General features: G+C 40.5%; 19 protein-coding genes and 1 pseudogene. 1 reads left to right on the plus strand and 19 read right to left on the minus strand.

What is annotated here, in order from left to right; all coding sequences use genetic code 11:
- Window positions 1-62: 62 nt before the first annotated feature.
- The 19 genes and pseudogenes from PJDR2_RS23005 to PJDR2_RS23095 all read right to left on the minus strand — a co-directional run bounded on the left by PJDR2_RS23005 (window position 63) and on the right by PJDR2_RS23095 (window position 13,756).
- Window positions 63-473 (minus strand): DUF4830 domain-containing protein, encoded by a 411-nt coding sequence (locus PJDR2_RS23005; RefSeq protein ID WP_015846127.1) that lies wholly within the window; start codon window positions 471-473, stop codon window positions 63-65.
- Between the two features lie 123 nt (window positions 474-596).
- Window positions 597-1,070, minus strand: coding sequence for a UPF0158 family protein (locus PJDR2_RS23010; protein ID WP_015846128.1), 474 nt, complete (start codon window positions 1,068-1,070; stop codon window positions 597-599).
- A 57-nt stretch (window positions 1,071-1,127) separates the two neighbouring features.
- A complete protein-coding gene (locus PJDR2_RS32065) occupies window positions 1,128-1,574 on the minus strand; it encodes a hypothetical protein (RefSeq protein ID WP_015846129.1) in 447 nt (148 codons plus the stop codon).
- A gap of 256 nt (window positions 1,575-1,830) precedes the next feature.
- On the minus strand, window positions 1,831-2,250 hold the full coding sequence (locus tag PJDR2_RS23020) for a hypothetical protein (RefSeq protein ID WP_041613585.1): 420 nt from the start codon (window positions 2,248-2,250) through the stop codon (window positions 1,831-1,833).
- 706 nt (window positions 2,251-2,956) lie between these two features.
- Window positions 2,957-3,139, minus strand: a complete 183-nt coding sequence (locus tag PJDR2_RS23030; protein ID WP_015846130.1) for a hypothetical protein — start codon at window positions 3,137-3,139, stop codon at window positions 2,957-2,959.
- A gap of 157 nt (window positions 3,140-3,296) precedes the next feature.
- Window positions 3,297-3,920 carry a DUF3885 domain-containing protein gene (locus tag PJDR2_RS23035; RefSeq protein WP_015846131.1) on the minus strand — a complete coding sequence of 208 codons (624 nt, stop codon included), beginning with the start codon at window positions 3,918-3,920 and terminating at the stop codon, window positions 3,297-3,299.
- A gap of 208 nt (window positions 3,921-4,128) precedes the next feature.
- Complete coding sequence (locus tag PJDR2_RS23040) at window positions 4,129-4,476, minus strand: hypothetical protein (protein WP_015846132.1); 348 nt, start codon at window positions 4,474-4,476, stop codon at window positions 4,129-4,131.
- 670 nt (window positions 4,477-5,146) lie between these two features.
- Window positions 5,147-5,389 (minus strand): hypothetical protein, encoded by a 243-nt coding sequence (locus PJDR2_RS23045; RefSeq protein WP_041613582.1) that lies wholly within the window; start codon window positions 5,387-5,389, stop codon window positions 5,147-5,149.
- A 172-nt stretch (window positions 5,390-5,561) separates the two neighbouring features.
- Window positions 5,562-5,843, minus strand: a complete 282-nt coding sequence (locus PJDR2_RS23050; RefSeq protein ID WP_015846133.1) for a hypothetical protein — start codon at window positions 5,841-5,843, stop codon at window positions 5,562-5,564.
- Window positions 5,844-6,042: 199 nt separating this feature from the next.
- The gene (gene fabZ / locus PJDR2_RS23055; protein ID WP_015846134.1) at window positions 6,043-6,477 is read right to left on the minus strand and encodes a 3-hydroxyacyl-ACP dehydratase FabZ; all 435 of its coding nucleotides are present in this window, start codon (window positions 6,475-6,477) and stop codon (window positions 6,043-6,045) included.
- 567 nt (window positions 6,478-7,044) lie between these two features.
- A complete protein-coding gene (locus PJDR2_RS33595; RefSeq protein WP_015846135.1) occupies window positions 7,045-7,245 on the minus strand; it encodes a hypothetical protein in 201 nt (66 codons plus the stop codon).
- A gap of 27 nt (window positions 7,246-7,272) precedes the next feature.
- The gene (locus PJDR2_RS23065) at window positions 7,273-7,536 is read right to left on the minus strand and encodes a hypothetical protein (protein ID WP_041613588.1); all 264 of its coding nucleotides are present in this window, start codon (window positions 7,534-7,536) and stop codon (window positions 7,273-7,275) included.
- A 38-nt stretch (window positions 7,537-7,574) separates the two neighbouring features.
- Window positions 7,575-7,856 (minus strand): annotated as a pseudogene (locus PJDR2_RS33870) (SMI1/KNR4 family protein); the annotation flags it as partial.
- A 334-nt stretch (window positions 7,857-8,190) separates the two neighbouring features.
- Window positions 8,191-8,871 carry a hypothetical protein gene (locus tag PJDR2_RS23070; RefSeq protein ID WP_015846136.1) on the minus strand — a complete coding sequence of 227 codons (681 nt, stop codon included), beginning with the start codon at window positions 8,869-8,871 and terminating at the stop codon, window positions 8,191-8,193.
- A 345-nt stretch (window positions 8,872-9,216) separates the two neighbouring features.
- Complete coding sequence (locus tag PJDR2_RS23075) at window positions 9,217-9,417, minus strand: cold-shock protein (protein WP_015846137.1); 201 nt, start codon at window positions 9,415-9,417, stop codon at window positions 9,217-9,219.
- Window positions 9,418-9,652: 235 nt separating this feature from the next.
- The gene (locus PJDR2_RS23080) at window positions 9,653-10,315 is read right to left on the minus strand and encodes an NAD(P)H-dependent oxidoreductase (protein WP_015846138.1); all 663 of its coding nucleotides are present in this window, start codon (window positions 10,313-10,315) and stop codon (window positions 9,653-9,655) included.
- A gap of 33 nt (window positions 10,316-10,348) precedes the next feature.
- On the minus strand, window positions 10,349-11,731 hold the full coding sequence (locus PJDR2_RS23085; RefSeq protein WP_265525204.1) for an MFS transporter: 1,383 nt from the start codon (window positions 11,729-11,731) through the stop codon (window positions 10,349-10,351).
- Window positions 11,732-11,792: 61 nt separating this feature from the next.
- Complete coding sequence (locus PJDR2_RS23090; RefSeq protein ID WP_015846140.1) at window positions 11,793-12,509, minus strand: DsbA family oxidoreductase; 717 nt, start codon at window positions 12,507-12,509, stop codon at window positions 11,793-11,795.
- A 95-nt stretch (window positions 12,510-12,604) separates the two neighbouring features.
- Entirely contained in the window at window positions 12,605-13,756 is a 1,152-nt protein-coding gene (locus PJDR2_RS23095; protein WP_015846141.1) for a Gfo/Idh/MocA family protein, read from the minus strand.
- Window positions 13,757-13,963: 207 nt separating this feature from the next.
- Here PJDR2_RS23095 and PJDR2_RS23100 point away from each other — a divergent pair, with 207 nt between their 5' ends.
- Window positions 13,964-14,569, plus strand: a complete 606-nt coding sequence (locus PJDR2_RS23100; RefSeq protein WP_015846142.1) for a TetR/AcrR family transcriptional regulator — start codon at window positions 13,964-13,966, stop codon at window positions 14,567-14,569.
- Window positions 14,570-14,804: the final 235 nt, after the last annotated feature.

A 14,804-nucleotide genomic window follows, 5' to 3' on the forward strand; every position in this document is an offset into this window, starting at 1 on the left:
CCGGCTGCTGCAAAATTCTTATTGAGCTAAAGTTCCCAGTTAGCGTAATAATGGAGAACACCCTATTTATCTATTGTTCCTTCGTTAATTAACCTTTCTTTATCCTTCAAAGAAAAAACTCCAGGTAACCAACCATCTAAATTTCCGAATCCACCAATAATATTTTCATTAGCTTGATAGATATTAGCGTATATTTTCTTTCCTGTTTTTTGTTTTTCTTTCAGCAAGTAGGTTGTAATATAAACTTCTTCATTCACATATGGCTTCAAATCAACAACAGCTGCAATACTTGGGTCTGAGCTTTTTGTCTCTAACTTTGTATTGCTAATTTTCTCCTCTACATGCCAACCGAACGACTCAATGTATTCAATAGAATTAACATTATTCTGCTCAGTTGTTTCTTTACTGCAACCAATCAGGAATAAAAGACAAAAGAATGCAAATAAAACGATAATTTTCTTTATTGAAATCAACTCCCTTCATTTTCCATTTAGATGTGAGACGTAATGTCCCACATATAGGTTGCGATGTTTCAACTATTCTGCCCGTTAACGTAATGAAGCTGCCATCGCGGCAGCTTTCATTCTAGGTGTATTTTAATTTTGGAACTCAATATCATGTTCGATACACCATTCAATCACAAATTCCTTTATCTTGTTTTCCTTGTAGGTGTACCATTGCTTATCAATGCCAAATTCTATTATTTTATCTTTAAATCTGCGAAATGCGCCCTTCCCATTAATTGCTGCATTTAGCGCTTCATTGATATTTTCATCTTCAACAGTCTTTATGAACTCTTCTATGAGTTCATATTCGTTGTAGTCGTTTTTTAACGTGAAGTCCGCAAATTTCCCTTGCTCATCCTCGAGTATGCAACTTGCTCTTTCAATGTTCTCTCTTTGCCATTCGGGAAAATCTTCAAACGGCCGTTCATCTTCAGCAGCTCGAATTTCTTCTCTAGTTAACGTAATCACTTCACCTGTCGTAACATCTATATAAGTAAACGTATCATCTAAACCAATTTCAATCTCTCCGACTAATTCATCCAAATTGACTGGTTTCTTTATCACTGAAATCATCCTTCCTTGCTCAATAGTAGAATTCTATATTTCAGCTAAAGTTCCTCGTTAGTTCAAATCATGATTGATTAATTTATTTTGTAGTTTTGCAATTCCTTTTGCTAGTTCATTCCGATTTTTCCGATTTTTAATCCAATCAGGTAATCTGCTTGCCAAACTCTGATTTTGATTTGGGATCCTTTCTCGCAATGAGGCGTTAATATAACCATCTAGCAAATCTAAATGCTCTTTATTATACGCCCAAAGCAATTCGCCGCAGCAATCTGTTCGTAACCAAACATTGAACCCCATAAAAGTTCCATTTCCCCAAGAACCAACATTGGGATGACTTAATATACCACATCGTTTGCACTGGAGAAGATATCCGAACTCCCCCTCGCTTCTTCTTAAGCCTCTGGCACTTTTTAAACAATGAGGACATTCTATAAGGATGTCGTATTTATACAAGAAGTCGTAAATGCTTTCTCCTATATCATCAAACCTAGAAACTGTCATAATAGTTCCTCCAAAAGTAATCGCTTATTCCGATGCCATTGTACTTACTTGTAATATTCTCGAAACCATTTAACTATCCTGCCCTTTAATTGAGAGAAAGGCCGCCGGTCATAATTACCGGCGGCCTTTCTTCTTTATTCAACTAATGTCTCCCGTTAGTTGAATTAACTTCCTCTCGCCGTGAAACAACAACTTTTACGAAAGAAACTTAAACGAAAGGGAGAACGTTAGCAGCCTACCACTTTGATCGACTGCTTTATAGTGGGGTGAGAATAACCTCTTTCGGGGGTAACCTGTCCATCTTAGTCTTCTTATCGCCGCTAAGTGCTTTAAACTTCACTGGATAAGTTTGTGTAGAATTCGGAGCAATAGTATAAACTTTGTTGTATTTTTGGGATTCACCTTCAAATGAATAGGCGAATTTTCCTTTAGTTAATCCAATATCCTTAGATACATCTGCCGTCATGTAAAATTTCACTTCAGTATTACTTCGGTTTCTTATGGTTATGTCACATCTGAAGGTGACGTAATCTAAATCGTCAATCGAAAATTCATGAAATATACTTTCGTCATAGACATATACCAATTCTCTTTGCTTGCCCCCAAAATGTGTCCATACTAAAGCTATTACAAGTAACATTAATGAGGAGGATAACACCAAGTATTTTCTTTTCAAAACGAATCATCCCCTTAGACGTCCACTGTTAGCTGAATGTATAGTGTGCATTTTTGAAAACAAAATGCTCTTATTAGCATTGCCTCTATAATACCACATATTGGAACTATCCTGCCCTTTACTTCAACAAAGCTGCAACAGATCCTCCGATCCGCTGCAGCTTTGTTCATTGAACTAAAGTTTCCCGTCCCTCGGTTTAGCTGAAAGTATAGTTACCTGCTACTGAGTTTTTACAAGGGAGTTGGTAGCCCTTTGCGTTTTCTATCGTTATTTGACCAATTCCCTTCACCAAATACTCTATATGCAAGCTCTCGTATAATCTCAGCCATTTCATCAAAACCCTTATGCCTATATGCGTGGTAAAACTCCCTAAATCTTGTATTTCTGTGCCCAAAGTGAAGAAACACCTTTGTACTCAGCACTGAATGATTGTCTTCGCTGTATTGGTTTACTGTAATTAAATAATCCCCATGAAAAGAAGTAACCCTCAATCGACAGTTCTCATTCTTAAAATTAATTTGCTTATCTATAAGTGCAGGTAACAAAACTTCAGCTCCTATCTGCTAATTTTGAAACCTAAAAAGCTCTTTTTGGTATCACCTAAACAATACCACATATTGAAACTATCCTGCCCTTTAGTAGTTGAGAAACATCAGCAGCCGGTCATTATTGACCGGCTGCTACACTCAAGCTATCGTCTCTTAATTTAATCTTTGACTTCTAGAACCCTGTCGCTATGGCCCCTTTTATGAAGATTCATCATTTCGTACCAATATCTTTTTGTTTCTTCGTTGAATTCTTTCTTGGATATCCTCTCAAGCCAATCATATAATTCTTTCTGTTTTGGTTTAGAGATGTCAAACTCAATCATAATCTTTTTCATATCCATCTTTTTCCTCCATTTGACTATCGTTTCCCATTAATTTAATGATGACTGCCATCCGACGTACTACTTTTCACTGTTGTGTCTACTTAACCCTCTCCCTCGAAATGCGGCGAACCAACATGCGTAAGTCTCAATGGATGAGTGGGTATTAGATGAAGAATCACTTATCCTTGAATATATCGTCAAAGTACTCTCTCCAGTAATCCACAATCCAGTCGTTATGCTTTAAATATAGGGTCTTTAAGCTTCCAATAGAAATGGCATGTGCGATACACCCTCTATCATCGTACATGTGAAATAGAATGTCCTTTTCTCGACTTAAAAAATAAACTTTTTGTCCAATGGACGGTTCTCTTCCTTGCTCATAATGAGAAATCCCTTCAAGGATTTTCTTATATGGAATTGAAGAAACCAAACCCGATAATACTTTAAATTGATACTGATTTTTAACTTCTATTGTATTTCCGTCTTCATCCTCGTCTTCATCGATCTCAAAGAGGGTGTCCTCTTCCATTGATCTTTCTTGGAGCAAATCATATAGATAGTCCGGCGTTGTATTTCCAAACATGGGATCTTCATATGGTCCCCAGTCTTTGATTAAGACATATATAAAATCAGTCGGTTTAAATAGATCTTCGAAAACTGTATTTACTCTCTTGTTTACTTGAACAATTCTCCGTTTTGATCCGTTTCGAAATGGTTCACCTAACTCAAAACGTATGTTGATATCACTCCAATATTCAGGAAACTTATATTTTAAGTAACTATATATATCCTGTAACATTTGATCCCCTCAGTTTGTTTTGTAGTCTTTAGTCTAATATCTTATTAATGAAATTTGCGAACTTTCCTTATTGGGGTATTCGCGAAGTGAATTAAACTATCCTGCCATTTCGCTCAACAAAAAAAGCAACCGGACGTAATGCGCCGACTGCTGTCGTGTTGCTTAACTAACGTCTCCCGTTAGCTCAAATTTGAATAGACGAGTATAATTACATTACATGGATGTCATCAATCCATATTTTGATTTGACCATTTTCCTCTACTATCGTTTCACACATTAAAGTTAAGTCGCTCTCTTCATTATCAAACCACAAATCGAACTGTACTAAATATTCATTTGTATCTCTTATTTGGCCAACATAAAGTGATTCATACGCACTTTCTGGTGGAATAGTGAGACTGCCTCCATATTCATTGATTATTTCTTCAATTTCTTCTCTCCTGAACCTCCCAATGGCCCCCTCCATTTCGAGATTCCTGTAGTTCCTATTAACAATGTCACATACAATATTTTTCACATGAGTCTTAAACAAATTTTGTGAATTATCATGAATCAAAGCTATAAAAAAAACCTCCTCCAGCGATTAAAATTTTATGTATATTTTATCATGTATTGGAACTCTGCCCATTGAGAAAAGTCAGCAGCCGGCTATTAATAACCGGCTGCTGCACTGTTCTTATTGAGTTATCGTTCCTCGTTTAATGAATCCACTTCTTCGAACTCCCTATCAATTTCCCTTAAATAATTCTGAATCGTTATATATCTTTGCGAGCCTAATAATAATTCACTATATAAAAACATGTATTGCATATGATATCTCATATCAAATTTATTTTTGTGATACTTCAATAAATGTTCTACATAATCCGTATAGAAGGACAAAACAGCTTTTGACCGTTTATTAAACTTAATGGTATTAAAGTAACTTGATAATTCATGCAGTTTCTATTTAGTATAGAATAAAATACTCTTAATATCTTCTTGTGATAACGATTCATAAGCTTCTGTTCTTGCTTGCCAATGGTCTTCAAAGATCTCTTTTTTCTCATACAAAATGACATGTATTGGCTTAAGTAATTCTAATTCATATTTAAGTCGCCGGGTCTTTAGTAGGCTTCTGATTTTTAGAAATATGAGAACCCCTCCTCAATAATGTCATAAGAGTCGCTGTATCAATCATACTTTCTTATTACGCTATAGTCTCTCTCATTAGCTCAATGACAATTTTAACGAATAATATCGTGATATTCTCCTTCTTTAGGGTCATTGATAACAAGCCACTGTGCCTGTTTAACATTGAATTCTTGAAGGCAATGATCGACAGCTTCACCGAGCGTTTCAAACCATAAGTCAGCAATACAACTCTTATCTTCCTGTGTATCAAACAAAAAGACATACACGCCGCTCTCAGACTCGTATATCATAACTTTTCTAACTTTCTCCACTGGTTCTTCAAGTAAAGCATACATTCGCAATTCTAATCCCCCTTATTTGTTATTCAATACCCAATTATTAAACGATTCTGCCCTTTATATCAACAAAAATGGCAACTAATCATCTGGATCAGCTGCCATCCTCAACTAACGTTCTTCTTTAGTTCAAACTGGTGAGATGTTAAACCCTCATGTGGCTAACAAGGTTCTAATCGGTTTTAAAATATTTCATCAGAAGATGTATAAGATTATAAACAATACCAACAAACGCAGTTAAAAGTGGAAACCATATTTGTAAGTGATAGGTATCACTAGCTGTATAAACTGTTACATTAAAATGTGAATAAGTTACTTCATTAATTGGTTCATTTGAAATTTGAATAAGATCCAGCATTCTTCTTATATCTCCGTACAAATATAGGCAAGCAACAAATAAAGTGGCAATAAAATAAAGATTGGTAGAAAATTGCCCCTTTTTATTTTTGTCCATATTTCCCTCCCATTCTCTTGCATTCTTTTTTGTAGGATCTTCTAATGTAACGACAGCAGGAAACGCTATCGAAATGATGTTAGACTGGAGCCTTTAAATAGTACCACATGTTGGAACTATTCTGCCCATAAGTGGAATAAAAAATGGAGCAACTGCCACCGGCAAACTGCTCCAAAATGCGTTAAGCTAATGTCTCCCGTTAGTTCAACGCTTCAACTAAGGCAAACATGATTTCAACTTCACATACTAATTCATTATCAACCGTGGCTTTTCCATTTCCTTTGACAATCTGTCCTTTAACTCTTGTCACCTCAAATTCAAGATGTAATTGGTCCCCGGGGTTTACTTGTTTCTTGAATCGACATTTATCAATACCAGTCAATAACCCTATTTTGTTTGTAGTGCTTTCTCCATCTGACATCACAATTCCTCCGACTTGTGCCAGTGCTTCAACAATTAAGATTCCAGGCATGACGGGATAACTGGGAAATTGACCAATGAACAAAGGTTCATTGTACGTTACATTTTTAAAACCAACTGCTTTTTTACCCTCAACAACTTCTAAAATTTTATCGACCAGAAGAAAGGGATATCTATGAGGTATTCTATTTTTTATTTGATTAATATCAAGCATCGATTACCTCCTCTAAAATTCGCATATTACCATTTTACTTCCAACCAGTAATCTCGACCATAACTTTCTATTTAAACAAAAACAGCAACCGATTAGTTACCGGTTGCTTATGATGGTGTTTATAAACTAAAGTTCTTCGTTAGTTTAATCTTCAGCCTTATTTCTGTATGGGTTCAGGACCCTGTCAACCCATTTCCGAAACCGCTTATAAGCCTCTTCATTGGATTTTACATTAATCAGACCCGAGCGCAGAGAGGAAGTTCAAGCCGAACATCCTTTCATTTCACTCATGTGCATCCTCATTCCATGCGCACGCTACAGCCTCAACCTCGGCGAAGAAAAAAAAACGCTGCTCAAATCCCAGTCTAATGAAGATCCTTCCTTCAAGCATGACTTTTAAGTATTTTCATTTGTTTAGCTAATACCCACCCGTTAAAACCATAGGAAGAGAAAATTACATAATACTTATATTGCTCTTTTAATAACAATTCTTTAAGTTCAATTGTAGTATTATAATATGTTGGCCAAGAATGAGGTTTATGTTTTTCCAACAAGTCTAAATTTCCATCAATAAAATGGTCTATATAGATCTATATCTAACAAGATGCTTCCACATAACTGATCTTCAAATATATGTGCCATGACATCGGAAAAATTTATTTTCACTTCTATTCCTTCATACTCTGTATTGATAGCTATATATTGATCTTTTAAATTGACTTCATAAGACATCACTTCATTATCATGAACCGAAATCATTTCCTTCAAAGTTCATCGGTCCTCTCCTGTTTTCTACTATCGTTCCTCAGTTTGGAGTAATGCATTGATAAGTTCAACTGTCTTTTTGTGTTCATCAAAGAACTCAGCCCCCTTTTTGAATAAGAACATAATCATCTCATCATTAGCTGCTATTGCCGCGTTCTCAATTAAAGTTCTGCCATATTCGTCTTCTACTTCAAAGCATAACCCTGCATCAATAAGGTTAATTAATGCATAAATATCATTACTTGCAATAATTCGATCAATTTCTGTTTCATTTGGATCGACCCTTTTGTACATGCTATTTAGAAATTTATTGAATGAATCAGCTGTTTTTATTATGCTATTCCAGTAGGGATTAGTGTCACTTGTGATTCTCCTTCATGTTCCCAAAAATAGATTTTACCGATATATTCTCCTGAAACCCCTATACAGTGTTGGTTTCCACAACCGTCATTTGCAAAAGGAAGCAATGAAGCCGGTATTCTCTCTTTAAATGTACTAACATTGTCGGCCAAAGATTCGTAAGACGGTCCGCCGTGGATACCGTACATATGATGTATATTACTTTCAAATTCAGTAGTTTTAAAATAACTAGGAGTCGGCTTTCCGCCATTACGTGCTTTTAAGTATGCTCAATACTCAGAGGCAGCCGGTGATTTATTGTTTTTTCAAACTGAAGAATTGCTATTTCGGTTAACTTCCCATACTTATTTGAATTAATAAATTCCATAGTATCTCTCCCTGTAGCGCTTCTCTGATATGCTTATAATATTTGTTTCAATCATTCATCAATGTATAGATTTCTCTTACTTCAATATAGGATCACCGTCTGAGTTAATTGGAACAATGGTTGTAATTCTACAATTGATGGCATTTGACCGCTATGAAAGACAGCTCAAGTTCTTGCAAAGATTTATATTTTTTCCTATATAGTATCTTGATGTCGTGATACTAATTGTTGAGCCCACTATTGTCAGCAGTTGTACGATTGTATACGACGGTTTCTTCGGTGTCATCCGCATATTCCAGTACAACCTCGTCGATACGGATTGAATCCAGAGCACCTTGATACGTGAAGAGCTTGAACACGCCGAATTCTTCCCCAGGCTCGACCGGTCCTACATAACGAAGATTAAAGGTGCTGTCACTGGAGTTCTCGTCATACGAAGGATCACCTACAGGATTAAACGTACTGAGTTTGACAGTATAATAGTTAATCGTTTTGCCTGTCAAATTATTTACGAACCACGTCAGCGTGATACCGTTCACGGAATTGACGCCGTATTTGAAATCTCTTGGGTCGCTGAAACGATTTTCCGCTGTCACTCGAGTTACTTCGGGTTCATCAATAGCCTGTTCGTTGCCGCTTTGATTCTCTGCACCAGAAGTCGCTTCGCTTTCTTCGTCATCTCCATTGGATGGTTCGTTTTCGGCATCCACCGTTTGCTCATTAATTGAAGCCACTGTTTGCCCAGTTTCGACTGTAGTCGATTCAATCCCTTCATATGCCAACGTCTTACCGTTCGCAAGATGCAGATCGGATTTTATGTCTTCCGAGAAATACACGCCGCAACAGAATGAGATTATAATAGCTATTATAAAAGATAGTAAGAGATTCAGTTTATTAGCCATGCTCATGTTCCTCGCCTTTCCGTTATTTGTTATATAATAACAGATTTAGGTCCAAAGGGACAGGAAGAAAGTAGTACCATAGAACTATCCTAATTCAATTAGACTTATTTAATAGCTTCTTCGGTTCAATTTTGGTCCACCAAATGAGGGGTAATTATTACGCTATCCTCCCCATTAGCTTAAAGAGGCTACGAACTTACCGGCAACCTCGTCTGATTGTCTTATGAAAAACTGACGTATCCATTATCGGAATAAGGCTGTCTTCGCAAGAACAATAAAACTCTCGGACTCAAAATAAAAAGCCTGCTCCTGACATATCGTCAAGAACAGGCTTGATTTTCTATACTACAGTTTTACAACATTCTCCGCTTGGGGTCCACGTTGGCCTTTAACAACATTGAATTCAACACGTTGACCTTCATCCAAAGATTTGAATCCTTCACTCTGAATCGCAGAAAAATGAACGAATACATCGTCGCCATTTTCCCTTTCAATGAAGCCAAACCCTTTTTCCGCATTAAACCATTTGACAGTACCTGTTTCCATTAATATATAACCTCCAAAGTTTAAACATTAAGTCCCTACAAACCGGACTATTCAAAAGTATATACCATAGATGATTAAGATTTTGTTGAAATTTGTCATATATAATATTTATATAAAAATATTGTGAAACCACAACATTCCTCCACAAAAGTTTCGTCCCTGTTTATACGAGTAATTAGAAGAGTTTGTTGAAACGACAGTCCCTCATGTGATTAGCTGCCTTTGTGTGATATCGTTACAGAATCCATTCAGACACTTGCTCCATCGTTCTTCTTGTTTTTTCGTGCGGTTCTTTTGCCCGATAACCGAAAGCGACCATAACGCTTACTTCGTACTCATCTTCTCCGAGCAATCCTCTTTTATTCAGAATTTTATTAATTCTATCAGGTACGAAGCCTTCGATCGGACAAGAATCGATTCCGATCATCGCAGCGGAAGTCATCATATTCCCTAGCGCGATATAGGTCTGCTTAGAAGCCCAAGCTGTTCTCGCTTGTTCGTTATCGAGATGAAAGGAATCGAAGAAATCTCGCCATGCTCCCATGTTGTTTCGCACCATTTCAGCCGGGAATTTTTTAACTTTCGTCAGTTGTTCATAAATATAAGGGGATTCCGGGATAAGTCCTTTACGAGCAAGAATAACGACCATGTGACTTGCAGTTGGCAGTTGATTGTACGCGCCGTAAGCAAACGGCCGGATTTCTTCCCTAAGTTCCGGATTTTGGACGATTAGAAACTTCCACGCCTCTAGCCCATTGGAGCTCGGCGATAATCTTCCTGTTTCCAGGATAAACTGAAAATCTTCTTCGGTTATTTTTTGGGTTGGGTCAAACACTTTAGTTGCATGTCTAAAATGATAAGCTTCCAGCACTCCTTTTTTTGTCGTGCTCTTATTCATATCGAATCCTCCTCGGTCTTGTTAACGATTTATTTAAGCGTGTCGCAATGCTGCCTTTTTCTTTCTCAAGCTGAGTAAAGCCAGTAGCAAAGCGAATAATGCGAAGCAGCCGCCAACGACTAATGCGGTTTGAAATCCCGACAACATGGCTTCGTTGGACGCTGGAGCGGTTGCCGAAGCAGTTACCGAGCTCGCGACCGTAGCCAGAATGGATAAGCCGAGACTGCCTCCTAATTGCAGGAACGTATTTACGATGCCGCCTGCAACGCCATGCTCTTCAGGTTTCACATCCCTCACGGAACCCACGATGATTGCCGTAAATCCTGCTGCCGTCGAGAGACCCAATAGAATGAAGACCGGTAAAACAAACGCGGCATAGACACTGTCCATCGACATCGTGCTTAACCAGAATAAGCCGAGTGCATTAACTAGCTGCGAAACGATCAACAGCATTTTCGCTCCGAATATGCGCATGAAGTAAGGCGTGATTTGGGTAGCTAGTACGGACGACAAGCCGAGCGGCAGGAAAGCCAAGCCCGTTACTAGTGAAGAATAGCCAAGCGCATGAAAATACAATGTCGAGAAATAAATAAATGCGGTCATGAAGGAGTACATCAAAAACCCGATAATATTCGATGATACGAGCGAACCGATACGGAACAAGCGAAGCGGCATCAGCGGGTTTTGGGCATGTTTTTCAATAAAGACGAATCCGGTCAGAATAAGTGCTCCGACGATCAAGGTTCCGATTTTGACAGTCGACCAACTGCCGTCGGCATCGGGCATGGACAACCCGTACACAAGAACAAATATGCCTAACAGCACGGCAATCGCGCCGGGCAAATCGATGGATAGTTTTTCTTTTTTCTCCACTGGAGCTTCTTTAACAAACGTTAAACCTATAATAATCGCCATCCCGAGCGGAACGTTTAAGAAAAACAACGATCGCCAGCCGACCGAGTCCGTCAGCAGCCCCCCGACGATGGATCCCGCCGCGAAACCGCCCGAACCCAACGCACCAAAGATGGCAAAAGCTTTATTCCGTTGCGCGCCTTCGGGAATCGACGTACTGATGAGCGACATGGCCGCGGGAATGGACAGCGCCGCCCCGATTCCTTGCATCGCCCTGCTCGCGATGAGCCAAACCGGATTCATTGCGAAGCCGCCGGCAAGAGAAGCCGCTGCAAAAATCGCTAAACCTAGCGTCAACACGCGTTTCCTCCCGATCAAATCGCTTGCGCGTCCGCCGATAAGCAGAAAACAAGCGAAGGTAAGGACATAAGACGTAACGATCCACTGTAAATGATTCGCATCCATGTGAAGCGCCGTTTGAATCGACGGAATGGCTACGGTCACTGTGGAAGAATTCATGACTTCTAAAAATTGCGAGAAACAAACTAATATCAATAACAACATATTCGCTTTGGAAATCCTGTCGTTCACGTAATTAACCCCCTTCTTGTAATATTCTTAGGTCTCAGTGTTTCACTGCGCATGAGCCGTCTAAGCAAGACGGCGCTTCCTTATCCCCTAGGGCGGAATGAATTTGAACGATAGGATGCTCTTCCGTCCACGCTTGCTGTAGAGCCTCAGTGAATACAGCCTTCGTCTGAGCGCCGGAGATGGCGTATTTTCCGTTTATTACGAAATAAGGGACGCCTCGAATGCCTAACTTTTGTGCTTTAAGCTCGTCTGCTCGAACTTCGGCGGCGTATTGCTCGCTTTCCAACATTGCCGCCGTTTCCGCGACGTCCAGTCCCACTTCCCCCGCAATCGTCACAAGCGTATTTACGTCCCCGATATGCAAGGAATCAGTAAAATAAGCTTTGTACAACCGTTCCAATAATTCGTTCGTTTGTCCGAATTGCGCCGAATAATGAAGCAGACGGTGCGCGTCAAACGTGTTCGTGTGTATCGCAGTATCATAATGGAATGTAAGGCCGTCTAGCTCTGCCCGCTTTGTTATATCGTCATGTACGGCTTTCATATGCGCTCTCGTCGATCCGAATTTTTTGGCCGATAATCCATAAATATCATCGTTTGCGTTAATTGGCATGTGAGGATCAACTTCAAAGCTGCGGTACACGATCTCCACCGAATCGCGATGCTCGAACTTCTCTAACCCTTCTTCGAACTTCCGCTTCCCGATATAACAGTACGGGCATACGATATCCATCCAGATCTCTACCTTCATGTTTTCCTCCTGCTTTCTGGATGCATGCCGGAAGAGGAGGAACGAAGATCATTCCGCCGCCCCATCCTCTCCGGTCGCATCATAAACGTTATAGTTTAGTGCGTGTTCGTGTTGTTGACTTGTTGCGTGACTCCGGTACGGGAGGCCCTCATGATCGTGTCGTACAACTTATGGCGTTTGACGGCATGTGCGAAATCTGGCGTTTCATTCGTTCCATCGCGAAGATCTTTAGCCAGGCTGGCATAAAATTTCCCGATATTGCTCGCCCTTGCCGGTCCATCTGGAATCGCTTTGATATCTTCGGTATATTGGCTAGGAATGACAATCTCGCTGAGTGTCCTGTCTTCCCCTTTACCGCCTCTCAATTTCAGTTCGGTATTTTGCATATTGCCGTTGGTATCCGCAGTGATGACAAGCTCGCCTTCCGTACCGATGATCTCCCAACGCAAATCGAAGTCCCGCGATGTTCCACTCCGGTATAAGGTCGTCGCCAATACGCCGCTCTCAAGCGTGCCGATTACGGCCATGTGATCCGGAGCTGTCACTTTTATTGTCGTCCCATCGTCAGCCATTTGAGCTTCGGGGTGACGAACTTCCAGCTTCGCGGACACATTATCGTAATCACCGAGCACGTAATTCAGCCCATCAATGGCGTGAAGTCCTGCGGATGCCAACATGGTCGCGCCGGAGTTCACATCGTACGTGTAAGCGAATTTCCGGATCGTGACGGGTCCCCAGATCAAAGCCGTTCCGGATAGCGTAGTCGCGAGCACGTTGCCGATATAGCCTTGATGGATTAAATCGCGAGCATGTTGAATCGCCGGTGAATATCGCGCCTGCAGTCCGATAAACGTTCGAACGCCCGCTTCCTTGGCACGGTCCGCCAAGTCTTGCGCTTGTTCCGCGGACATAGCGAGCGGCCATTCGCTGTACACCATTTTGCCCGCTTCAATCGCGGCGCGAGCAATATCGTAATGGTATTGCACGTTAATTGCGATCACGACAAGGTCGACTTCAGGATGATGGATCAGGTCCTGGTAATTATCGAATCCCGGAACGTTGAACGCCTCGGACGCCGCAACCGCGGATTCGGGATTGCTCGTGCTCACCGCAGCCAGTTGGAAGTCAGGCAAAGCTTGAACCGCCGGGATGTGCGCCGCGACAGCCCACCCTGGGTTGGACGGACTTGCACCGATAATACCTACACCGATTTTTTTATGATTGGCTTGCTGTTGTTGATTCGACATTTTATTTCCTCCTCTAATCTAATTGGCCATCGCAGACCTCGGACTCTGTTCCCTGTAATATTGACCCACCTATACAAGATGGATAAGATATGTTCTAATAAGAGTTATTCGAATGCCAAAGTGGACCACGGTCCGCTTGCCAAACAATATAACCGGACCACAGTCCGGTTGTCAACTGGATAATAATTTGGGAATGGGGAAAAGCTAATGTTGGAGCGAAACCTTCGCAAAGATGCGGAAGAACGTAGACAAATCATTTTAGAAAAAGCAGCTGCTTTGTTCGCGGAATATGGGGTCGAGCATGTCAGCATGCGTCAGATCGCGCGGGAAGCCGGGGTCGGCCAAGGCACGATTTACCGAAGCTATACGAACAAAGGGGAATTGTGCTGGGATCTCATCGGCGAAAGCTGCATCCAGAACTATGATCGAATCCAATCATTTTTAAGCGACCATACTTCCAGTCCTATTAAAGATCGTCTAGAAACCGTGCTTCTATATCATCTGGAATCGCTTGAGACGCATTCTCCCGTTCTAGCGGCCATCCAGGCAAACAGTGGTGGTGATGAGCAGCAAAACGTCCCTTTCTATTCGGAGCACTACGAGTCCATTCATTCGGTTATCGTCCAACTATTGAACGAGACCGCAACAAAAAACGAGAACCTCGTCCTTGATGCTGTTTTTATGGCGGATGCCATTATGGCAACACTACGTCCGGACGTTTATATTTTCCAAAGACAACATCGCGGCTATTCACCCGAAGAGATTAGAAACAAACTCTTTCACGTGTTCATCGAGCCGCTATTCCACAAGTGATGAACAAGATCGCATTCGAAACGAAAAAAACGCCGCCTACTTAAAGTAGGCGGCTGTTCGATTTCAGATGTCGGCCAAATACTGACCTCACGAAGTTTGTAACAGGAAGTTCTAATTTTCTAATTTTCTAATTTTCTAATTTTCTAATTTTCTCCATACTAGTTCATTGACTTACGCCAAAGAACCTAAAAATCCTCTTGGTTACAATGGAGTCACCACGTATGAATGTTAATGA

The organism is Paenibacillus sp. JDR-2 (assembly GCF_000023585.1).
Taxonomy (GTDB): Bacteria; Bacillota; Bacilli; order Paenibacillales; family Paenibacillaceae; genus Pristimantibacillus.